This is a genomic window from Pseudoxanthomonas japonensis (genome assembly GCF_010093445.1).
Classification (GTDB): Bacteria; Pseudomonadota; Gammaproteobacteria; order Xanthomonadales; family Xanthomonadaceae; genus Pseudoxanthomonas_A; species Pseudoxanthomonas_A japonensis.
Map to the genome: position 1 here is coordinate 34707 of NZ_PDWW01000023.1, position 20255 is coordinate 54961.

Sequence of the window (20255 nt, forward strand, 5' to 3'; positions counted from 1 at the left end):
GACCGGCGGCCGCATCGTGGCGGTGTCGGCGGCGCATCGTGCGCTCGCCCGGTATGCGGAGCACGACGATGAAGATCCTGTTGGCCGTGGATGGAAGCGAAGTGGGCCTGGCGGCGGTGCGTCAGCTGGTCGAATTCGGCAAATCGCTGGCCGAGCCGCCGGAGGTGACGCTGTTCTACGCCGACCCGCCGCTGCTGCGTTCGGTTGCCCTGAACCTGGGCAAGGATGGCGTGGCGAGTTACCACGCGGAGAACGCCGCCTACGCGATGAGGAAGGCGCGCACGGCGCTCAAGCGCGCGCGGTTGCCGTTCCGCGAGGCCTATCTGGTCGGCGAGCCGGCGGAAAGCATCGTCAAGCAGGCGAAGGCATCGAAGGCCGACCTGATCGTCGTCGGCACGCATGGCCGTGGCGCGCTGAAGCAGCTGTTCGTCGGCTCGGTCGCGTTGAAGGTCATCGCACTGAGTCCGATGCCGGTGCTGGTCGCGCGCTGACCGGCTTCAGTCGATGATGTTTCAGTCGACGACGTTCTTGGCCTCGGAAGTGCCCAGCATCTCCGGGTGCTCGATGCGCTTCGGGCGCTGCACCAGCGGGTGCAGGAACACCGCGGCCAGGATGATGCCCACGCCCAGGTAGAACAGCGGCGTCAGTTCGCGCTGTTCGCCCAGCAGCACGATGGCCAGCACGATGGCGTAGACCGGTTCCAGGTTGGTCACCAGCTGCACGCCGTACGCGCTCAGGTGCTTCAGCGCGACCAGCGACAGGGCGAAGGGCAGCAGCGTGCACGCCAGCGACAGCACCACCAGCAGTGCGCCATCCTTCAGGCCGGGCAACACGAACAGGTCACCGGCGAAGGCGGGGAACAGCATCGGCATCAGCGGCGCGAGCAGGGTCAACAGGAGCGTGCCCGCGCCGAGTTCCAGGCCGGTGATCGTCAGCGGCTCGCCGTGGTCGATCAGCCGCTTGTTGAGCGGGCCGAACACCGCCACCAGCAGGGCCGACAGCGCACCGACCAGCACGCCCAGGCGCATGCCGTCGGGAATGCCGCCGACCACCAGCGCCACGCCGGGCAGCACCGCGACACCGAACAGCAGTTCGCGCCAGGAGAACGGCCGCCGCGTCAGCCAGGGTTCGATCACCGAGGTGAAGGCCGGGGCCAGCGCGATGCAGGTCACCGCCACCGATGCGTTGGAGAGCTTGATGGCGCCATAGAAGGTCAGCCAGTGCAGCGCCACGATCAGGCCGATGCCGCAGTAGGCGAGGATCAGCTTCGGCGACATCGCGCGCAGCCCGCGCCAGACCCGCGGCAGGAAGGCGAGGGCGACCACCACGATCAGCATGCGCCACCACACCAGCGGCAGGGCGGACAGGCTGATCAGCTTGCCCAGGATCGGAGTGAAGCCCCACAGCAGCACGCACAGGTGGATCTGCAGTTGGGCTTTGGCGGTCGGGGTCATCGGCATGCGTGCATTGTCGCCGACGCCCGCATGGCTGGCGATGGCCGGCCGTGCACGGAACGTCCGTGGCTTGGGGACAGGCCCCTGCGGAATGACCATGCACGATCCCGCCCCGCTTACCCCCTTCGCACGCCGCGCACTGCTGGCGCTGGCACTGCTGGTGGCCGGCTCGCTGGCGGTGGAGTACCTGCTGCTGTTGCGCGCCACCTGGACGGAGCTCGGGCCGGTGTTGGGCAGCGTGCGCTACGTCAGCTACTTCACCATCCTCAGCAACCTCGCCGTGCTGCTGGTCTGCGTCTCGGCGCTCACCGGGTGGCCGGCGTTCTTCGCCCGCCCGGCCGTGCGGGGCGCGGTGACGCTCTACATCGCCCTCACCGGCGTGATCTATGCGCTGCTCCTGCGCGACACCTGGGAGCTGGAAGGTATCCTGCGCCTGACGGATGCCAGCCTGCACTACGTGGTGCCCGCGGTGTCCGTGCTGGCCTGGCTGGCGTCGCCCGGCCACGGCACCCTGCGGTGGCGGCTTGTGGTCTCGTGGCTGGCGTTCCCGGTCGTCTACCTGACCTGGGTACTGCTGCGCGGCGCGAGGTCGGGCGAGTACCCCTACCCCTTCCTGGATGTGGCGGAGCTCGGCCTGTCCGTCGTGCTGTTCAACGCACTCGTGCTGCTGGGGGTGTTCCTGGCTTCCGGCGGGATGCTGGTGGCCGTGGACAAGGTCGCCGCGCGCCGCCTGGCGTCTGCGCGCGCACCCACCTGACACCGGCTGGACGGCGTGCGCGTCGCGTGCGATGGTCGCGCGCCGCGCCTCGTGCGCCCGAGGACGCAGCACCGATGTCTGGCGAGGATTCCGTGTCGCTCCGCCCGTTCAACCGCCATGACGCGAGGACCCTGGGCCTGTCCGCGCTGGGCGGGGCGCTGGAGTTCTACGACTTCGTCGTCTTCGTGTTCTTCGCCAAGGCGCTGGGCGCGCTGTTCTTCCCGCCGGGGACCGAGCCGTGGCTGGCGCAGCTGCAGGTGTACGGCATCTTCGCCGCGGGGTATGTGGCGCGGCCGCTGGGCGGGATCGTGATGGCGCACTTCGGCGACCGGCTGGGACGCAAGCGCATGTTCACGCTGAGCGTCTTCATGATGTCGGTGCCGACGCTGCTGATCGGCCTGCTGCCGACGTATGCGCAGGTCGGGGTACTGGCACCACTCCTGCTGCTGGCGATGCGGCTGGTGCAGGGCATCGCGGTGGGCGGCGAGGTGCCGGGCGCGTGGGTCTTCGTCGCCGAGCACGTGCCGCGCCGTCGGGTTGGCATCGCCTGCGCCACCCTCACCGCGGGACTGACGGCCGGCATCCTGATCGGCTCGCTGCTGGCGGCATGGATCAACACGAGCTACACCCCGGACGAGGTGCGGGCCGGGATCTGGCGCGTGCCGTTCGTGCTGGGTGGCGTGTTCGGCTTCATCGCCGTGTGGCTGCGTCGCTGGCTGGAGGAAACGCCGGTGTTCGTGGAGATGCGCGAACGCAAACTTCTCGCGCGCCAGTTGCCGGTGAAGCAGGTGCTGGCCGCGCACCGTCCGGCTGTGCTGCTGTCGATGCTGGCGTCGTGGCAGCTGACGGCGGCCATCGTGGTGATCGTGCTGCTGACACCGACGCTGGTGCAAACCAGTTTCGGCATCGGTGCCGCTACCGCGTTCCATGGCAACAGCGTGGCGACACTGGCACTGATCGCCGGCTGCCTGGCGGCAGGCTGGGCGGTGGATCGCTTCGGCGTTGGCCGCGCGCTGCTGGCCGGCTCGCTGGGATTGGGCGTGTCCGCGTATGCGCTCTACGGCGCACTGGTGTCGGGTCACCACGATCAGTTCGTGGCCTGGTACGCGCTGGCCGGCTTCTGCTGTGGCGTGACCGGGGTGACGCCGGCGTTGATGGTGGCCGCGTTTCCGCCGGAGGTGCGCTTCTCCGGCCTGTCGTTCTCGTACAACGTCGCCTACGCGGTGTTCGGTGGACTGACGCCGCCGATGATCGCGTGGCTGTCGACGTCATGGGGCCCGATGGCGCCCGCGCACTATGTGGCCTTCACCTGTCTTGTCGGTATGGGTGTCGCGCTGCAGTGGCTCAGGCAGCCTGTGTCGCGATGAACCCGCTCTTGTAGGAGCGCGCATGGGCGCGATGCGCTCTATTGATGGGGCGCCAAGCGCAGAAGCATCGCGCCCATGGGACGCTCCTACAAAGAAGGGGGCTCCAGCTCGTGCGCGCGGCGCTGCTACAGCCGCCGGATCAGTTCCATCGCGGCGGCCGGATTGCGCTCCTTTGCACTGCTGATGAAGTAGACGAACACGTCGCGCCGCGGCAGCGCCGGTGCACGCTCGCCCACGTGCGGCAACTCGGCGATGTCTTCGCCGCGCGACCAGGCGCGTGCGCGCTCGGCCCACAGGTCCAGTTCCTTCGACGGATAACCGGTGTCGATCGGCTGCGAGCGCATCAGCCGCGCGTAGACGAAGTCGGCGGTGAGGTCGGCGAACGAGGGATAGTCGGTGGAATCGGTGAACACGGTCGCGACCTGATGGCGGCGCGCAAGCTCGATGAACTCCGCGTCCACCGCGGCAGGATCGCGGACCTCCAATGCATGCCGCAACGGTCGTCCGTCCATCGCGGGCGGCAGCAGCGTGAGGAAGCCATCGAGTTCCTCGGCATCGACGCGGCGTCCGGCTTCGAACTGCCAGACCAGCGGTCCGAGCTTTGCGCCGAGCTCGGCGATGCCGCCGACGAAGTCCTCCACCTGCGTCTGCATCGACGCCAGCGAGCGCGACTGCATGATGCGCTTGGGCGCCTTGGCGGAGAACACGAAACCGTCGGGCGTCAGGTCGCGCCAGTTCGCATAGGTCGCCGGCTTCTGCACCCCGTAGTACGTGCCGTTGATCTCGATGGCGGTCAGCTGGCGGCTGGCGTATTCCAGCTCGCGCCGCTGCACCAGCCCGGCCGGGTAGAAGTTGCTGCGCCAGGGCGCGAAGGTCCAGCCGCCGATGCCGACGCGGATGCCTTCGGTCGCGGTGGGCGGTGCGGAAGCGAAGAGGTCGGCCATGCGCGCCAGCATAGCCCGGCGCGTGTCGCGCCCGCGTTACCATGCGGTCAACCCGCGCCCTCGGAGATGCCGCATGACCTGGACCACGCCCGACCTCTGCGACCAGTTCCCCGACGTGCAGGTGGCCGAGCCGGTGTTCCGCAGCTTCGGCGGCCAGGCGCGTTTCGCCGGGCCGGCGGTGACGGTGCATTGCCTCAACGACAATTCGCGTGTGCGCGAACTCGCGGCGACGCCGGGCGAGGGCAGGGTGATCGTTGTCGATGGCGGCGGATCGCTGCGACGCGCGCTGCTGGGCGACATGATCGCGGCGAATGCGGTGAAGCACGGCTGGGCCGGCTTCCTGATCTTCGGCTGCGTGCGTGACGTGGAGATCCTGTCGACGCTGCCGCTGGGCGTGCTGGCGCTGGCCGCACACCCGATGAAGACGGATCGTCGCGACCTGGGCGAGGTCGATGTGCCGGTCGCGATCGCAGGCGTGTCGATCACGCCAGGGGACTGGATCTATGCGGATGCCAATGGCGTGATCGTCGCGAGAACCCGGCTTCTGTAGGAGCGGGCCATGCCCGCGATGCCTTTCGCTGTTCCGGCATCGCGCCAAGCCGGGCAAGCTCGGCTCTACGCGGAGCCGTGCAAGCGCCAGGATCCGTAGAGCGGAGCTTGCTCCGCTGCTTTCGCTTCGGTGTTCGTGCGGAGCCGGGCAAGCTCGGCTCTACGGTGAATCGGTGCAGGGGGGGCGACGTAGAGCGGAGCTTGCTCCGCTGCTTTTGCTCCGGTGTTCGTGCGGAGCCGGGCAAGCTCGGCTTTACGGGATAGCGGTGCAGGCACGGGGCCGACGTAGAGCGGAGCTTGCTCTGCTGCTTTTGCTTCGGTGTTCGTGCGGAGCCGGGCAAGCTCGGCTTTACGGGATAGCGGTGCAGGCGCGGGACCGACGTAGAGCGGAGCTTGCTCCGCTGCTTTTGCTTCGGTGTTCGTGCGGAGCCGGGCAAGCTCGGCTCTACGGGGGTGTCGGCGGTGCGGTGAAGGCGCTGGACCCCCGCGTGCGCGGGGGTGACGTCGCGGCACAGGCGCGCTGGCGCGCGCGCCGCGACGTCACTTGATCGGTTCGTCCAGCATCAGCTGGCGCACGAAGCGCACCGGCGGCGCGCCGTACGACAGCACCTGGTCGTGGTACGCCTTCAGGTTGAACTGTGCGCCCTGCTTGGCCTCTGCGGCCTTGCGCAGGTCGAAGTGCTCCTGCACGCCGACGAAGTAGGTCGGCAGCTGCGCCGAGGTCAGCTGCGCGCGCGTCCACTTGCCCGCGGCTTCGCGTTCCTGCTGGAAGGTCTGGCGTACCATCAGGTCCATCGCCTGCTCGCGCGTCCAGCCGTCCACCTGCACGCCCTGGTCCAAGATCGCGTTGGCGATCGTGCGCAGGTAGAACTTCATCTGCACCAGGTGGAACAGCGGATCGTTGTCCAGGTAACCGGCGTCGGACATCATCTTCTCGGTGTACACCGCCCAACCCTCGGCGAACATGCCGGAGCGCAGCACGGCGCGCAGCGTCGACGGGAACTTGGCCGAGTGCCAGCCTTCCAGGTAGTGGCCCGGCGTGCCTTCGTGGATGCTCAGCAGGTGGATCATCCGGCTGTTGTATTCGCGCAGGAAGGAATCGACCTGCGTCTTGTCCCAGTCTTCCGGGATCGGCGACACGGCGTAGAAGGTCTTCAGATGCTTGTCGAGCGGGCCGGGCGAATCGCAATAGGCCACCGCGACGCCACGCTGGAATTCCGGCATCTCGATGATTTCCACCGGCGCGTCGGGCAGGGTGACCAGATCGTGCTTGCGCACGAACTCGGTGGCCTGCGCGAGTGCTGCTTCCGCGTCCGGCACGACCTTGTCGCGCGCGGGACGTTCGGCGTACGCCAGCTCGAGCGCGGCTTCGATGGCCTTCTGCTGTTCGTCGGCGGTCGGCGCTTCCGGCAGCGCGGGTGCGCCCGGCTTTTCCTTCAGCACGGTGCGCGCGATGCCGTACATCGCCTCGCGCACGCGCTTGAGTTCGCCCTCCGCACGCTGCTTGATGTCGGCACGCGACAGCGACGACAGCAGGGCGAACTGCAGCTTCTGGTCGTACAGCGTCTGGCCGATGCGGAAGTCGCCCTTCGCGTTCGGCACCAGCGTCTTGTCCAGCCAGGCCTGGTGCTCGGCGACCGCCTTCTTCAGGCCGTCGATGGCGGCCTGCGCCTGCTGGCGGTCGGCCTCGGACAGGTCCTTGAGGTTCGGTGTGATGAACGTGTCGACGATGCTGAGGATGCCGGCGTTCTGCCTGGCGACGGTTTCGGCATGCACCTTCGGCACGCGCGCGGGGTCGAGGTTCTCGCGCGCCTGCGCCAGCAGCGCGGGAATCTTCTGCATGCGCGCGGTCGCCGACTTCAGGCGTTCCGGCAGCGGCGCGAACTCGCGCGCCATCAGGCCGTAGATCGCGCCGCCGGCGACGTTGTTGTAGACCTGTGGGTCCCACGCCCAGCTCTCCAGCGTTTCCGCCGTCCAGATGTCGTACTGCAGCTGGTTGCGCAGGATGGCCGCATCGACCTGGTTCTCGCGCGACAGTGCGGTGACATCCATCGCATCCAGTTCGCCGAGGGTCTTCTTGCTGAAAGCGAGGCTCTTCTGCCGGCCGTCCGCGCTGAGGTCGTCCAGCTCTCCGTCGTACTTGTGCTCGCCGATCTGGGTGGCGCTGACCGGCGAGAGCTGCAGCCAGCCCTCGAGCGCACGCTTGGACAGGTCGGCGAAGGCGGCGTCGGCCTTGGCGGTATCCGTGGCCGTGGCGGCGGTATCCGCACCGGAGGCGGCGACGGGAGCTTCACTCTTCTGGCAGGCGGACAGCGAGGCCAGCAGGGCGGCGGCGAGCAGGGTCTTGCGCATGGGAATCCTGTTGCGGTGCAGGGTGGGTCGGGACCGACAGCATAGGCCGAAGGTCATGCCCGGACCCGTGCCATTCGATATACGCTGGCGCCCCCGGGCCAGGAGTCGCTGTCATGAAGCATGAAGGAAGCTGCCACTGCGGTCGTATCGCGTTTGAGGTCGAGGGCGATATCGGCGACGTGATCGATTGCAACTGCTCGCTGTGCCGTCGCCGTGGCGGCCTGCTGTGGTTCGTGCCGCGCGAGGCGCTGGTACTGAAGACGCCGGAAGGCGACCTGTCCACCTACACGTTCAACAAGCACCACATCCGTCACCACTTCTGCGCCGTGTGCGGCATCGCACCGTTCGGTGAAGCGGCGCATCCGAAGACCGGCATGCAGATGGCGGCGGTGAACGTGCGTTGCCTGCCCGACGTGGACCTGGCCGGTCTCAGGGTGAACCCGTTCGACGGGGCCGCGCTCTGACGGGGAAGGACCGGCGCAAGGAGAACATCATGCCTTCGTTGATATCGCTGGTACTGGCAGGAATGCTGCTCCCATCGTCCGCCCAGGCGGCGTGCCCGCCGGCAGGCACCGACGCGGCATCGCTGCGGTTGCTGCGCGAGCAGCGGTTCGTTGTCCCCGACGACGTGCGCGCCGCGTTGGTGGAGACGCTTCCCGCCTGCCTGTCCGATCCCGACCCGACGCTGCGCGACGGCGTCGCCTACGAGGCACTCAGTGCGTGGCTGCGTGCGGGACTGCTGGATGCCACCCAGCGGCGCACGCTGCGTGACCGCCTGTATGCCGTGCTGGAGGAAGACGATGCGAACGGCTTCGGTCGGCCCTTCGCCGCGTTGGTGTTGTCGGAGATCGCACGGACGGACCGTGTGGAACCCTGGATGTCGCCCAGCGAGCGCGATGGCATGGTGATGCATGCATCCGCGTATCTGTCGTCGGTGCGCGATTACCGTGGCTTCGACGCGACCGAAGGATGGCGGCACGGCGTGCCGCATGGTGCGGACTGGCTGATGCAGCTGGCGCTCAACGACCGCCTGGGTCCCGCCCAACTGGAGGCCTTGTTGCAGGCGGTCGCCGAGCAGGCGGTGCCTGAGAGTGCGCATGCCTATGTATTCGGCGAACCCGGGAGGCTGGCACGCCCCGTGCTTTATGCCGCCAGGCGCGGCGTGCTGGGCGAGGACGCGTGGATGCGCTGGTTCGCGGCATTGCCGCTCCGGCTGGGCAATCCGGATCACGCCTACGCGGATGCCGCCTGGCTGGCGCGCAGACACGACCTGATGGCCTTCCTGATGAGCGTCCATCTGGAGGCCGACCAGTCCAGCGACCCCAACATCCGTGCGCTGAAGCCGGCGGTGATCGCGGCGCTCAAGGCCGTGCCGTGACCGCTGGCCGCGTCATTCGCGGCCGCGTCCCAGGAAATCGTCCGGCATCGGTGGCAGCGGCGTGCGTTCGTCGCGCGCCTCTTCCTTCAGCCAGTCGATGAACACCTGCGCAGCGGCACTCGGCTGCCGATGCGCGGGATGCACCGCGTAATACGCGAACCGTGCCTTCAGCGCGGGACCCGGCAGCCGGACGAGTTCGTAGCGTTGCAGGTAAGGCTGCGCCACATGGCGACGTGCCAGTGCCGCGCCCACGCCATACACCGCGGCGCGCATCGCATCGGTGCTGTCGTTGAAGCTGTGCATCGGCGGCAGCCGCAGGCCGCGCACGCCGGCGCCGCGGAACCAGTCGCGCCAGCCCTGCAGCGCCAGGTCGGTGACCAGCGGCAACTGCGCGATCTGGCGCGGCTCCCGCACCGCATCGAGTCCGGGCAGGGCGGGCGAGGCGACCGGGAACAGTTCGTCGTCCATCAGGTGATGCGACGTCAGCCCGGCCCACTGCCCCGGACCATGGCGGATGCCGAGTTCGGGGCCGTCGTCGTCGAAGCGCGTCAGCGCGATGCCGGTATCCACGTGCAGGCGCACATGCGGGTGACGCGCGCAGAAGCGCGGCAGCCGTGGCAACAGCCAGCAGTACGCCAGCGAGTGCAGCGTGGTGATGCGCAGGGTCGCGGTCTTGCCGGCCAACCGCAGGTGCGAGGCGACGGCGTCGATGTCGCCGAGCGCCGCATTGGCCGCGTCGGCCAACTGCCGGCCTTCGGCGGTGAGCTTCACCCCGCGTGCATGGCGCTGGAACAGCACCACCCCGAGCAGCCCCTCCAGCTTGCGTACGTGGTGGCTGACCGCGCTCGCGGTGAGGTGCAGTTCGTCGGCCGCGTGGGCGAAGTTCTGGTGGCGCGCGGCGGCCGCGAACACGCCGAGGGCGGGCAACAGGGCAGGGCGCAGGCTCATGGTCGCTCCAGGCACAAGCCAGATTTGTGGCTCGCCCGCATGCTACGCGCTTGTGGGCGCCTACGGGTGATCCAGAATAGCCCCAGTCACGAACGAGGGCTGCCGCGATGGCACAGGGAGACAGCATGGCCATGACCCCGCCGCAGGCACTGGAGCGCGACTGGCGCACCCCGCTGGAACTGCTGGTATTGGGCGCGATCTGGGGCAGCTCGTTCCTCTTCATGCGCATCGCGGCCAACCCGTTCGGTCCGTTTGCGCTGGTGGAAGTGCGGCTCGCGCTCGGCGCGCTGGTCCTGCTGCCGTTCCTGTGGCGCGAGCGCGCGCATTTCCGTGCTGGCCTGTGGCCGAAGCTCGCGATCATCGGCGCGATCAACTCGGCCATTCCGTTCCTGCTGTTCGCCTGGGCCGCGCAGCGTTCGCCGGCGGCCATCGGTGCGATCTGCAACGCGATGACGGTGCTGTTCGCCGCGATGGTCGGCTTCCTGTTCTTCGGCCAGAAGATCGGCCTGCGCCGCTCGCTGGCGTTGCTGGTCGGCTTCATCGGCGTGGTGGTGCTGGCGACCAGCAAGGCCGGCGGCCTGAGTGTCGGCGGTGCCGTCATGGCGGGCGCGACCGCGGCGCTGCTTTACGGTGTCGGCGTGAACCTGGTGCGCAAGCACCTGGCCGGTATTCCGCCCGCGGCCGCGGCGGCGGCGACATTGAGTTGCGCAGCGCTGCTGGTGCTGCCGTTCGCGGCGACGCACTGGCCCACGCATGCGATCGGCGCCGGCCCATGGGGTGCGGCGATCGCCATCGGCGTTGTCTGCACCGGCTACGCCTTCCTGCTGTACTACCGGCTGATCCACCGCATCGGTCCCGCGCGCGCGGCGACGGTGACCTACCTGGTGCCGCTGTTCGGCGCCGGCTTCGCCTGGCTGTTCCTCAATGAGCCGGTGACGCCGGCGATGCTGGCGGCCGGCGCGCTGATCCTCGGCAGCGTGGCGGTGAGCCAGCGGGCGTCGTGAAAGTCAGGATTGCACCCCTGTAGGAGCGACGTAAGTCGCGACCACACGGCGTCACAGTCGGGCGATGTCGGTCACACGCGCCTCGATCATTCTTCAGAACCACTGTGTGCTGGATCGTGCGGACATCCTGCGGTCGCGACTCACGTCGCTCCTACAAGAAGCAGTCGACGACTCAGCGCTTGGCCTCACGCACCGGCAGCGGCACGTTGCACAGGTCGATGTGGCCGGCGGTGCGTACGTACCAGTCGTCGCGGCGGTTGCGGCGCGCTTCGGTGGCGGCGGCGAAGGTCTTCGAGTCCGTGCGCAGCACCTGCAGCGGGACGCGTTCGTTCTCCGGCACGTCGCTGGCCAGGCGCACGGCGGTGATCGGCGTGCGCTCTTCGGCCTTCTCGTAGAAGCCCATCGGCTCGGGGCCGCGCGGGGTCGCGCTGAGCAGCTCCATGCCCTTCACCACGCGGCCGACCAGGGTGATGTTGCGGTCGAGCTGGCGCGGCGACTGGCCGGTGACCACATACAGCTCGCTGCCATTGCTGCTGTCCGGCGGGCCGCCGCGGCCGGCGCCGAGCGCGCCGTAGCAATGCGTCAGCCACGCCTCGCCTGCCTTCGGGTCGCGCGCGGCGGGAAAACCATCGACGAAACCCACCTGCGGCGCCCAGCCATCCACGTCGGGCAGTCGGGTGAACTCCAGTCCCGCCGACTTGCGCGCGAACTCGGCCGGCAGCTTCGTCTTCGCCGTGCCCAGCGATTTGGCCTTGGCGGTGTCGTCCGCGTCGGCATCGCCGAACTGGACGACGAAGTTGTCGTGCGAGCGGTAGATGGCCAAGCCGTTCCAGAATCCTTCGTGCGCCAGCGTGCGGATGTTGGCCACGTGTTCGGGTGCGAAGGCCGGCGCCAGTTCGATCACCACGCGGCCGCCGGGCACGTCCATGTACAGCGTGTTGGCCGGATCCAGCGTGCGCCAGTCCGCGTCGGGCGAGGCGTCGAGGATTTCCTTCGACGTCAGCGGCTTCGGTGGTTCGGCCGCCTGCAGCGTGGGCAGGGCGAGCAGGCAGGCGAGCAGCAACGGGAGACGGCGCATGGGCATTCCTGGGCACGGGATGCCCGGATTGTAGTGCGCCCGGCGCGCAGTCTGTCGTCCCGGTGACGAGAGATCAGGACTTGTAGTTCTTCGCGCGGTTGATGCCGAGCGCGATCAGCGTGCCCAGCGCACCCGACAGCAGGTAGGCGCCCAGCCACGACAGGCCGAAGTTGGCGCACAGACCCAACGCGACCAGGGGGGCGAAGCCGGCACCGATCAGCCAGGCCAGGTCGGAGGTCAGCGCGGCGCCGGTGTAGCGGTAGCGGCGACCGAAGTTGGCGGTGACCGCACCCGCGGCCTGGCCGTACGACAGACCGAGCAGGGCGAAGCCGATCAGGATGAAGGCGCCCTGGCCGACCGGGCCGCCCTCCATCAGCGTCGGGGCGAAGCCACTGAACATCGCGATGCCGACTGCCAGTCCGCCCAGCGTGCGCGCGCGACCGACACGGTCGGCGATCAGGCCCGAGACCACGATCGCGCCGGCGGCGATGAAGGCGCCGAGGATCTGCACCAGCAGGAAGCTGACGACCGATTGCTGCGAGTACAGCAGGGTCCAAGACAGCGGGAAGATGGTGACGATGTGGAACAGCGCATAGCTGGCGAGTGCGGCGAACGCGCCGATCACCACGTGGCGGCCCTTGGCCTGGAACAGCTGGCGTATCGGCGTGGGTTCCAGTTCCAGCTCGCCCATCTTGTCCTGGTATTCGTCCGCGACCACGATGCGCAGGCGCGCGAACAGCGCCACCACGTTGATGGCGAACGCGACGAAGAACGGATAGCGCCAGCCCCAGGTCAGCAGGTCGGTTTCTTCCAGGTTGGCGTAGAGGAACGCGAACACGCCGGCGGCGACGATGAATCCGACCGGCGCACCCAGCTGGCCGAGCATGGCGTACCAGCCGCGGCGCTCCTTCGGTGCATTAAGTGCGAGCAGCGACGGCAGGCCATCCCACGAACCACCCAGCGCCAGGCCCTGCAGCACGCGCAGGAAGGCCAGCAGTGCGATCGAAGCGGCACCGAGTGAGGCGTAGCCCGGCAGGAACGCGATACCGGCCGTTGCGGTGCCCAGCAGGAACAGCGCGACGGTCAGCTTGAGTCCGCGACCCCAGCGATCCTGGATCTTCATCGACAGCATGGTGCCGAACGGACGCGCGACGAACGCCAGCGCGAACAGCGCGAACGACCATAGCGTTCCCTCCAGGCGGTCCACGAACGGGAAGAACACCGACGGGAAGATCAGCGCCGAGGCGATGCCGAAGACGAAGAAGTCGAAGTACTCGGACGCGCGCCCGATCACCACGCCGACGGCGATCTCGCCCGGGGCGACATCGGCATGGGCCTTGGTGCCATGGTCGTGGGTGGAAGTCGTGGGGCTGATGGACGCCATGGGAACGGGGCTGCCGGGTCGGACCAGGGGAAAGGTACGCCCATAGGGTCGCAGACCGCACCCGCCGTCGCGATAGGACAAAACGTCCAATACTCCGCGCAGGGCCGGCGCACTACATTGATCCAGATCAATCCGTAAGCCCCACGCCCATGTCCCTCATGCGCAGAGCCCTGCAGGCCGCCGTGGCGATGTCCGCCGCCGCCGTGCTGTCGGGGTGCAACCTGCAGGTCCTCAACCCCGCCGGCGACATCGCCGCCCGCCAGGGCCACCTGATCCTGGTGGCGACGGCGCTGATGCTGATCGTGATCATCCCGGTGATCGCGCTGACGTTCTGGTTCGCCTGGCGTTACCGCGCGTCGAACACGCAGGCCACCTACAAGCCCGACTGGGACCACTCCACGCAGCTGGAGCTGGTCATCTGGGGCGTGCCGCTGCTGATCATCATCGCGCTGGGTGCGGTGACGTGGATTGGCACGCACCTGCTGGATCCTTACCGTCCGCTGGGCCGTATCGCCGAAGGGCGGCCGGTGCCGGAAGCGGTCAAGCCGCTGGAAGTGCAGGTGGTCGCGCTGGATTGGAAATGGCTGTTCGTCTATCCGGAATACGGCGTCGCCTCGGTCAACCAGATGGCCGCGCCGGTCGACCGTCCGATCACCTTCCGCCTGACCTCGTCGTCGACGATGAATGCGTTCTACGTGCCGGCGCTGGCGGGCATGATCTACACGATGCCGGCGATGGAGACCAAGCTCCACGCGGTGATGAACAAGGCAGGCGACTACGAGGGCTTCTCGTCGCACTACAGCGGCGCAGGCTTCTCGCACATGCGCTTCCGTTTCCATGCGTTGTCCGATGAAGGCTTCGACCGCTGGATCGAAGAAACCCGTGCCGGCGGCCAGGCGCTGACCCGCGCCGAGTACCTGCAGCTCGAAGTGCCCAGTTCGCGCGAGCCATCGCGCCTGTATGCGTCCGTCGATGCCGGCCTGTTCGACGCGGTGGTGAACCGCTGCGTCGATACCGATCGCCTGTGCATGGACCAGATGATGGCCTACGACGCGATGGGCGGGCGCGGACTGGACAGCACCGATCCGCTGCAGCGGCCGCGTCGCGGCAACCTTGCCAGTGGCCCCTTCGTCCGTTCCGATCTCTGCACGGTCGAGACCGCGCAGGCCGCGGCCCGCATGTCGCCCATTACCACCGCTGGCGGTTTGAAGGCGCCCTGACGCGCTTCGCCGCCGCACCCCTGGATTCACCGGATTCGCCCGATGGCTTTTGATACCAGCACCGTCACGCACTCCCCGATCACCGGTCGCCTGGCCTGGGATGCGATTCCCATGCTGCACGACCCGATCATCGCCGCGACCTTCATCGGTACCTGCCTGGGTGGCCTGGCGCTGGTCGCGGTGATCACCCGGTACAAGCTGTGGGGCTGGCTGTGGCGCGAGTGGTTCACCAGCATCGACCACAAGAAGATCGGCATCATGTACATGGTGCTGGGCCTGGTGATGCTGCTGCGCGGTTTCGCCGACGCGATCATGATGCGCCTGCACCAGGCGATGGCCTTCGGCGACAACATGGGCTATCTGCCGCCGCACCACTACGACCAGATCTTCACCGCCCACGGCGTGATCATGATCTTCTTCGTGGCCATGCCGCTGGTCACCGGTCTGATGAACTACCTGGTGCCGCTGCAGATCGGCGCGCGCGACGTGGCGTTCCCGTTCCTCAACAACTTCAGCTTCTGGATGACCACCGCCGGCGCGGTGCTGGTCATGCTGTCGCTGTTCCTCGGCGAGTTCTCGACATCGGGCTGGCTGGCGCTGTCCAACCTGGGCAACCAGGATCCCGGGGTGGGACTCGACTACTACATCTGGGCGTTGCAGATCGCCGGCGTCGGTACGTTGTTATCAGGCGTCAACCTGCTGGTGACCATCCTCAAGATGCGTGCGCCCGGCATGGGCCTGATGAAGATGCCGGTGTTCACCTGGACGGCGCTGTGCACCAACGTGCTGATCGTGGTGTCGTTCCCGGTGCTGACCGCCGTGCTGGTGCTGATGACGCTGGACCGCTACGTCGGCACCAACTTCTTCACCACGGACCTTGGCGGCAACGCCATGCTGTACGTCAACCTGATCTGGATCTGGGGCCACCCGGAGGTCTACATCCTGATCCTGCCGCTGTTCGGCGTGTTCTCCGAGATCGTGTCCACGTATTCCGGCAAGCGCCTGTTCGGCTACTCGTCGATGGTCTACGCCACGGTCTGCATCACCGTGCTGTCGTACCTGGTGTGGCTGCACCACTTCTTCACCATGGGCTCGGGCGCCAGCGTCAACTCGTTCTTCGGCATCACCACGATGATCATCTCGATCCCGACGGGCGCGAAGATCTTCAACTGGCTGTTCACCATGTACCGCGGCCGCATCCGCTTCGAAGTGCCGATGCTGTGGACGATGGGCTTCATGGTGACTTTCGTGATCGGTGGCATGACCGGCGTGCTGCTGGCGGTGCCGCCGGCGGATTTCGTGCTGCACAACTCGCTGTTCCTGGTGGCGCACTTCCACAACGTCATCATCGGCGGCGTGGTGTTCGGCCTGTTCGCGGCGATGACGCACTGGTTCCCGAAGGCCTTCGGCTTCAAGCTCGACGACTTCTGGGGCAAGGTGTCGTTCTGGTTCTGGCTGGCCGGCTACTGGTTCGCGTTCACGCCGCTGTACGTGCTGGGGCTGATGGGCGTGACGCGCCGCATGAGCCACTTCGACGATCCGTCGCTGCAGATCTGGTTCCAGATCGCCGCCTTCGGCGCGGTACTGGTGGCGATCGGCATCGCCGCGTTCCTGTTCTGCATCTACATCAGCTTCCGTCGCCGCGAGCAGCTGCGCGACCACACCGGCGATCCGTGGGGTGGCCGCACGCTGGAGTGGTCCACGTCGTCGCCGCCGCCGGATTACAACTTCGCCTTCACCCCGGTGGTGCACGACACCGATGCCTGGACGGACATGAAGCAGCGCGGTTTCCAGCGTCCGCGTGACGGGTTCAAGGCGATCCACATGCCGCGCAATACCGGGGCCGGCGTCATCCTGTCGGTGCTGAGCACGCTGCTCGGCTTCGCGATGATCTGGCATGTGTGGTGGCTGGCGGGCGTGTCGCTGCTGGCGACGATCGTCTATGCGATCTGGCACAGCTTCGACCGCGACCGCGATTACTACATCCCGGCCGACGAGGTCGCGCGCACCGAGACGGCGCGTACCGGACAGCTGGAACGCGCCCTGTTGAACCAAGGCCTTGCGGATCACGCCCATGTCTGAGTCCATCGCCCTCAATCGACCCGACGGCTCGCCGGTGTTCCTGGACACCGACGGCAGGCATCATCCGGAGAACGGCACGCTGCTGGGCTTCTGGATCTACCTGCTCAGCGACCTGATGATCTTCGGCAGCCTGTTCGCCACGTTCGGCGTGTTCTCCGGCAGCTACGCCGCCGGCCCGTCCGGTCGCGACCTGTTCCTGCCGAACCTGCACCTGATCGCGATCAACACCGGCATCCTCCTGGTGTCGTCGATCACCTACGGCTTCGCCATGCTGGCGATGTTCAAGCGCAACGCCCGCGCGACCATCGGCTGGCTGCTGGTCACCGGCCTGCTGGGCCTGGGCTTCCTGTCGATCGAGATCTACGAGTTCCACCACCTGATCCATCTCGGCGCGGGTCCGCAGCGCAGCGCGTTCCTGTCGGCGTTCTTCACCCTGGTCGGCACGCACGGCCTGCACGTGCTGTTCGGTGTCGTCTGGCTGGTCGTGCTGTGCGTCCAGGTGCGCAAGTGGGGACTGAACCGGACCACCACGCGCCGCATCGCATGCCTGTCGATGTTCTGGCATTTCCTGGACGTCGTCTGGATCGGCGTCTTCACCTTTGTCTACCTGATGGGCGTGCAGTGATGAGCCATCCTTCCTCCGATTCGCACCACGACGACGATTTCCTCGAGGACGGCATCCCGCACGCCAACCTCAAGGAATACGCGACAGGCTTCGTGCTGTCGGTCATCCTGACCGCGATCCCGTTCTGGCTGGTCATGGCCAAGGTACTGCCCACGCCCGCCATCACCACGCTGGTGATCCTGGCGTTCGCGATGGTCCAGGTCGTCGTGCACATGGTCTATTTCCTGCACATGAATCCGAAGTCGGAAGGCGGCTGGAACCTGTTCGCGCTGATCTTCACCGCGGTGCTGCTGGTGATCGTGCTGAGCGGTACCTTGTGGGTCATGCACAACATGAACACCAACATGATGCCGGGCACTCACGACATGCATCGGATGCAGGAAGCGGCCCAGAGCCTGCCGTGACCGCTTCGGCCACCGCGACACCGGTTCCGCCGCGCAGGCGGTGGCTGGTCGCGTTCGCCGTGTTGCTGGCGGGCGCGTTCTGCGGATTCATTGCGCTGGGCGTGTGGCAGGTGCAGCGGCTGGCGTGGAAGCACGAGTTGATCGCCCGCGTCGATGCGCGCATCCACGCGAAGGCCGTGCCTTCGCCATCTCGCGCGCAGTGGCCTGCCGTCAGCGACGCGAACGACAGTTACCGACGCGTGTCGGTCAGCGGGCGCTTCGTTCCCGGCAGCGAAACGCGCACGCAGGCCGTCACCGAGCTCGGCGGAGGGTTCTGGCTATTGCAGCCGTTGCACACCGACGGCGGCGATTACGTGCTGGTGAACCGCGGCTTCGTGCCGACCAGTGCGCCATCAGCGCCGGCGCCGGCAGGCCGGGTGTCGGTGCAGGGCCTGCTGCGCATCAGCGAACCGGAAGGCGGCTTCCTGCGCCACAACGTCCCGGAACAGGACCGCTGGTACTCGCGCGACGTCGCCGCCATCGCGCGGAAGCACGGCTTGCCTGCGGAACAGGTCGCGCCGTTCTTCATCGATGCGGACCGCGATGCGGCGTCGCGCGACTGGCCGCGCGGCGGCATGACGGTGGTGAAATTCCGCGACTCGCACCTGTCCTACGCGTTGACCTGGTTCGGACTGGCGCTGCTGACACTGCTGGCCGGCGGCTATCTGGTCGCGTCGGAGCGCCGATTGCGCCATGATCGGCGGCGAAACGACTCGCGCCCCGATCATGCACGCACCCACGAGCCAGGATGAGGTCGGCACCGCACGCAGGGCCTCCAACGTGAGCAGCTCCCGCGACCGGGCGGGGCTGCGCAACATGCAGCAGCTCATCCAGCTGCGCTGGATCGCCGTGGTGGGGCAGGTGGCCACCATTTTCGTGGTGCATCATGGCCTCGGCATCGCGCTGCCGCTGGGCCTGATGTGCGGCGTGCTGGCCGCGTTGGCCGTCTTCAACCTGGTAAGCCAGTTGTGGTGGCGACGGCGCGAGCACGTGTCGAGCACCGCCCTGCTGGTCGGCCTGCTGGTCGACGTTGCGTCGCTGACCATCCAGTTGTACCTGTCCGGGGGCATCACCAATCCGTTCGTCTTCCTCTACCTGCTGCAGGTCGTGCTGGGCACGGTGCTGCTGCGCGCCACCCTGAGCTGGGTGATCGCCGCCGCCGCCGCGCTGTGCATCACCGGACTGACGCTGGTGCGCACGCCGCTGGAACTGACGGTGGCACCGGCACGCGGGCTGGCCGATCACTATGTGCAGGGACTGCTGATCTGCTTCCTGCTGATCGCCGGCCTGCTGGTCGTGTTCATCACCCGCATCGGCCGCATCCTGCGCGAGCGCGATGCGCGCCTGGCGGAACTGCGCCAGCGCGCCGCCGAGGAAGATCACATCGTCCGCATGGGCCTGCTGGCCTCGGGCGCGGCGCATGAGCTCGGCACGCCGCTGTCCACGCTGTCGGTGATCCTGGGCGACTGGCAGCACCTGCCGACGATGGCCTCTGATGGCGAACTGCACAACGACGTGCTGGAAATGCAGGCGCAGGTGGCGCGCTGCAAGTCGATCGTCACCAACATCCTGCTCGCCGCCGGCGGACCCCGCGCCGAGGCGCCGACCGAGACCACGCTGCATGCCATGCTGGACGACCTGGCGGCCGAATGGCGCGACGCGCGCAATCCGCCGTCCTTCCGTTACAGCAACCGCTGCGACACGGATCCGGCCATCGTCTCGGATGTCGGCCTGCGGCAGATGGTCTTCAACGTGCTGGACAACGCGCTGGAATCGTCGCCGGAATGGGTGGCGATGGAGGCGCGCTGCGACGGCGACACGCTGGTGATCGAGATCAGCGACGCGGGCACGGGCTTCGTCGCCGACGTGCTGCAGCGGCTGGGTACCCCCTACAACACCAGCAAGGGGCGGCCGGGCGGCGGCCTGGGCCTGTTCCTGTCGGTGAATGTCGCGCGCACGCTGGGTGGTAGCCTGACGGCGAAGAACCGGCCGCAGGGCGGCGCCGTGGTCACGCTGGCGCTGCCGCTGGCCACCATCGCCATCGAGGACGACGATGATGAGCAAGACTGATCGCCGCCTGCTGATCGTCGAGGACGACGCGGCCTTCGCGCGCACGCTGGTCCGCTCGTTCGAACGCCGTGGCTACCAGGTGCGCCATCTGGCCGGCGAGGATGGCATGCCGGCGCTGCTGGAGGACTTCGCGCCGACCCACGCCGTCGTCGACCTCAAGCTCGCCGCGGGTGCGTCGGGCCTGTCCAGCGTGAAGCACCTGCATGCCTTCGATGCGGAGATGGTCATCATCGTGCTGACCGGTTACGCGAGCATCGCCACCGCCGTGGAGGCGATCAAACTGGGCGCCCGCCACTATCTGGCCAAGCCGTCCAACACCGACGACATCGAAGCTGCCTTCCAGCGCGCCGCCGGCGACACCGAGGTGGAACTGACCGAGCGCACGACGTCGATCAAGACGCTCGAGTGGGAACATATCCACGAGGCGCTCGCCGCCAGCGACTTCAACATCTCCGAGGCCGCGCGCCGGCTGGGACTGCACCGGCGCACGCTGGCACGCAAGCTCGAGAAGCGGCGGGTCAAATAGCAGTCCGCGGCTGCGTGCCCGCATCCACGCGCCACGGCGTCGCGTACCGGCATCAGTTCCCTCTGGTACGACGC

Annotated in this window: 20 protein-coding genes; 14 read left to right on the top strand and 6 right to left on the bottom strand. The window is 67.8% G+C overall.

From position 1 onward, the window contains the following. The first annotated feature begins 68 nt into the window (after positions 1–68). The gene (locus tag CSC78_RS14655; protein WP_162338606.1) at positions 69–491 is read left to right on the top strand and encodes a universal stress protein; all 423 of its coding nucleotides are present in this window, start codon (positions 69–71) and stop codon (positions 489–491) included. A gap of 21 nt (positions 492–512) precedes the next feature. Here CSC78_RS14655 and CSC78_RS14660 read toward each other — a convergent pair whose 3' ends face one another. Next, the gene (locus tag CSC78_RS14660; protein WP_162338640.1) at positions 513–1460 is read right to left on the bottom strand and encodes a DMT family transporter; all 948 of its coding nucleotides are present in this window, start codon (positions 1458–1460) and stop codon (positions 513–515) included. A gap of 91 nt (positions 1461–1551) precedes the next feature. On the opposite strand from CSC78_RS14660, the gene CSC78_RS14665 reads away from it, so the two are divergent. Together CSC78_RS14665 and CSC78_RS14670 are read left to right on the top strand one after the other, a co-directional pair. Beyond that, on the top strand, positions 1552–2211 hold the full coding sequence (locus CSC78_RS14665; RefSeq protein WP_162338607.1) for a Pr6Pr family membrane protein: 660 nt from the start codon (positions 1552–1554) through the stop codon (positions 2209–2211). A gap of 74 nt (positions 2212–2285) precedes the next feature. Then, complete coding sequence (locus CSC78_RS14670; protein WP_162338608.1) at positions 2286–3578, top strand: MFS transporter; 1293 nt, start codon at positions 2286–2288, stop codon at positions 3576–3578. Positions 3579–3703: 125 nt separating this feature from the next. On the opposite strand, the gene CSC78_RS14675 is transcribed toward CSC78_RS14670, so the two are convergent. Then, positions 3704–4522, bottom strand: coding sequence for a DUF72 domain-containing protein (locus tag CSC78_RS14675; RefSeq protein WP_162338609.1), 819 nt, complete (start codon positions 4520–4522; stop codon positions 3704–3706). Positions 4523–4595: 73 nt separating this feature from the next. On the opposite strand from CSC78_RS14675, the gene rraA reads away from it, so the two are divergent. Then, on the top strand, positions 4596–5072 hold the full coding sequence (rraA, locus tag CSC78_RS14680) for a ribonuclease E activity regulator RraA (protein ID WP_162338610.1): 477 nt from the start codon (positions 4596–4598) through the stop codon (positions 5070–5072). A gap of 539 nt (positions 5073–5611) precedes the next feature. On the opposite strand, the gene CSC78_RS14685 is transcribed toward rraA, so the two are convergent. Beyond that, on the bottom strand, positions 5612–7423 hold the full coding sequence (locus CSC78_RS14685; protein WP_162338611.1) for a DUF885 domain-containing protein: 1812 nt from the start codon (positions 7421–7423) through the stop codon (positions 5612–5614). A 113-nt stretch (positions 7424–7536) separates the two neighbouring features. On the opposite strand from CSC78_RS14685, the gene CSC78_RS14690 reads away from it, so the two are divergent. Together CSC78_RS14690 and CSC78_RS14695 are read left to right on the top strand one after the other, a co-directional pair. After that, a complete protein-coding gene (locus CSC78_RS14690; RefSeq protein WP_162338612.1) occupies positions 7537–7887 on the top strand; it encodes a GFA family protein in 351 nt (116 codons plus the stop codon). A gap of 29 nt (positions 7888–7916) precedes the next feature. Further along, a complete protein-coding gene (locus CSC78_RS14695) occupies positions 7917–8801 on the top strand; it encodes a DUF2785 domain-containing protein (protein WP_162338613.1) in 885 nt (294 codons plus the stop codon). Positions 8802–8813: 12 nt separating this feature from the next. Here CSC78_RS14695 and CSC78_RS14700 read toward each other — a convergent pair whose 3' ends face one another. Continuing rightward, positions 8814–9749: a LysR substrate-binding domain-containing protein gene (locus tag CSC78_RS14700; RefSeq protein ID WP_162338614.1), complete on the bottom strand. Its 936-nt coding sequence runs from the start codon at positions 9747–9749 to the stop codon at positions 8814–8816. Between the two features lie 125 nt (positions 9750–9874). On the opposite strand from CSC78_RS14700, the gene CSC78_RS14705 reads away from it, so the two are divergent. Continuing rightward, a complete protein-coding gene (locus CSC78_RS14705) occupies positions 9875–10753 on the top strand; it encodes a DMT family transporter (RefSeq protein WP_202924182.1) in 879 nt (292 codons plus the stop codon). 172 nt (positions 10754–10925) lie between these two features. On the opposite strand, the gene CSC78_RS14710 is transcribed toward CSC78_RS14705, so the two are convergent. Then, positions 10926–11837 (bottom strand): peptidylprolyl isomerase, encoded by a 912-nt coding sequence (locus CSC78_RS14710; protein WP_162338615.1) that lies wholly within the window; start codon positions 11835–11837, stop codon positions 10926–10928. Positions 11838–11904: 67 nt separating this feature from the next. Next, positions 11905–13215, bottom strand: coding sequence for an MFS transporter (locus tag CSC78_RS14715; protein WP_162338616.1), 1311 nt, complete (start codon positions 13213–13215; stop codon positions 11905–11907). A gap of 158 nt (positions 13216–13373) precedes the next feature. Between CSC78_RS14715 and cyoA the strand changes: the two genes are divergently transcribed. Genes cyoA through CSC78_RS14750 form a run of 7 tightly spaced genes read left to right on the top strand, consistent with a single transcriptional unit; the run spans position 13374 to position 20181 of the window. Then, complete coding sequence (gene cyoA, locus CSC78_RS14720; protein ID WP_238391293.1) at positions 13374–14435, top strand: ubiquinol oxidase subunit II; 1062 nt, start codon at positions 13374–13376, stop codon at positions 14433–14435. A 42-nt stretch (positions 14436–14477) separates the two neighbouring features. Beyond that, entirely contained in the window at positions 14478–16517 is a 2040-nt protein-coding gene (gene cyoB, locus CSC78_RS14725; protein ID WP_162338618.1) for a cytochrome o ubiquinol oxidase subunit I, read from the top strand. Beyond that, positions 16510–17142 carry a cytochrome o ubiquinol oxidase subunit III gene (gene cyoC, locus CSC78_RS14730; RefSeq protein ID WP_162338619.1) on the top strand — a complete coding sequence of 211 codons (633 nt, stop codon included), beginning with the start codon at positions 16510–16512 and terminating at the stop codon, positions 17140–17142. The genes cyoB and cyoC overlap by 8 nt, the downstream gene beginning before the upstream one ends. Continuing rightward, positions 17142–17546 (top strand): cytochrome o ubiquinol oxidase subunit IV, encoded by a 405-nt coding sequence (gene cyoD / locus CSC78_RS14735; RefSeq protein ID WP_162338620.1) that lies wholly within the window; start codon positions 17142–17144, stop codon positions 17544–17546. Before cyoC ends, cyoD begins: the two co-directional genes overlap by 1 nt. Beyond that, entirely contained in the window at positions 17543–18337 is a 795-nt protein-coding gene (locus tag CSC78_RS14740) for an SURF1 family protein (RefSeq protein WP_162338621.1), read from the top strand. Before cyoD ends, CSC78_RS14740 begins: the two co-directional genes overlap by 4 nt. Positions 18338–18365: 28 nt before the next feature. Further along, a complete protein-coding gene (locus CSC78_RS14745; RefSeq protein WP_238391294.1) occupies positions 18366–19655 on the top strand; it encodes an ATP-binding protein in 1290 nt (429 codons plus the stop codon). Next, positions 19642–20181, top strand: a complete 540-nt coding sequence (locus tag CSC78_RS14750) for a response regulator transcription factor (protein WP_162338623.1) — start codon at positions 19642–19644, stop codon at positions 20179–20181. The genes CSC78_RS14745 and CSC78_RS14750 overlap by 14 nt, the downstream gene beginning before the upstream one ends. Positions 20182–20255 lie beyond the last annotated feature (74 nt).

What these genes read in the sequence shown, in the direction of transcription:
- CSC78_RS14665 (WP_162338607.1), top strand. Translation starts at nt 1,552, where the DNA reads ATGCACGATCCCGCCCCGCTTACCCCCTTCGCACGCCGCGCACTGCTG.
- CSC78_RS14675 (WP_162338609.1), bottom strand. Translation starts at nt 4,522, where the DNA reads ATGGCCGACCTCTTCGCTTCCGCACCGCCCACCGCGACCGAAGGCATC.
- CSC78_RS14660 (WP_162338640.1), bottom strand. Translation starts at nt 1,460, where the DNA reads ATGCCGATGACCCCGACCGCCAAAGCCCAACTGCAGATCCACCTGTGC.
- CSC78_RS14700 (WP_162338614.1), bottom strand. Translation starts at nt 9,749, where the DNA reads ATGAGCCTGCGCCCTGCCCTGTTGCCCGCCCTCGGCGTGTTCGCGGCC.
- CSC78_RS14690 (WP_162338612.1), top strand. Translation starts at nt 7,537, where the DNA reads ATGAAGCATGAAGGAAGCTGCCACTGCGGTCGTATCGCGTTTGAGGTC.
- cyoA (WP_238391293.1), top strand. Translation starts at nt 13,374, where the DNA reads ATGCGCAGAGCCCTGCAGGCCGCCGTGGCGATGTCCGCCGCCGCCGTG.
- rraA (WP_162338610.1), top strand. Translation starts at nt 4,596, where the DNA reads ATGACCTGGACCACGCCCGACCTCTGCGACCAGTTCCCCGACGTGCAG.
- CSC78_RS14705 (WP_202924182.1), top strand. Translation starts at nt 9,875, where the DNA reads ATGGCCATGACCCCGCCGCAGGCACTGGAGCGCGACTGGCGCACCCCG.
- CSC78_RS14655 (WP_162338606.1), top strand. Translation starts at nt 69, where the DNA reads ATGAAGATCCTGTTGGCCGTGGATGGAAGCGAAGTGGGCCTGGCGGCG.
- CSC78_RS14685 (WP_162338611.1), bottom strand. Translation starts at nt 7,423, where the DNA reads ATGCGCAAGACCCTGCTCGCCGCCGCCCTGCTGGCCTCGCTGTCCGCC.
- cyoB (WP_162338618.1), top strand. Translation starts at nt 14,478, where the DNA reads ATGGCTTTTGATACCAGCACCGTCACGCACTCCCCGATCACCGGTCGC.
- CSC78_RS14710 (WP_162338615.1), bottom strand. Translation starts at nt 11,837, where the DNA reads ATGCCCATGCGCCGTCTCCCGTTGCTGCTCGCCTGCCTGCTCGCCCTG.
- CSC78_RS14750 (WP_162338623.1), top strand. Translation starts at nt 19,642, where the DNA reads ATGAGCAAGACTGATCGCCGCCTGCTGATCGTCGAGGACGACGCGGCC.
- CSC78_RS14715 (WP_162338616.1), bottom strand. Translation starts at nt 13,215, where the DNA reads ATGGCGTCCATCAGCCCCACGACTTCCACCCACGACCATGGCACCAAG.
- CSC78_RS14670 (WP_162338608.1), top strand. Translation starts at nt 2,286, where the DNA reads ATGTCTGGCGAGGATTCCGTGTCGCTCCGCCCGTTCAACCGCCATGAC.
- CSC78_RS14695 (WP_162338613.1), top strand. Translation starts at nt 7,917, where the DNA reads ATGCCTTCGTTGATATCGCTGGTACTGGCAGGAATGCTGCTCCCATCG.
- cyoD (WP_162338620.1), top strand. Translation starts at nt 17,142, where the DNA reads ATGAGCCATCCTTCCTCCGATTCGCACCACGACGACGATTTCCTCGAG.
- cyoC (WP_162338619.1), top strand. Translation starts at nt 16,510, where the DNA reads ATGTCTGAGTCCATCGCCCTCAATCGACCCGACGGCTCGCCGGTGTTC.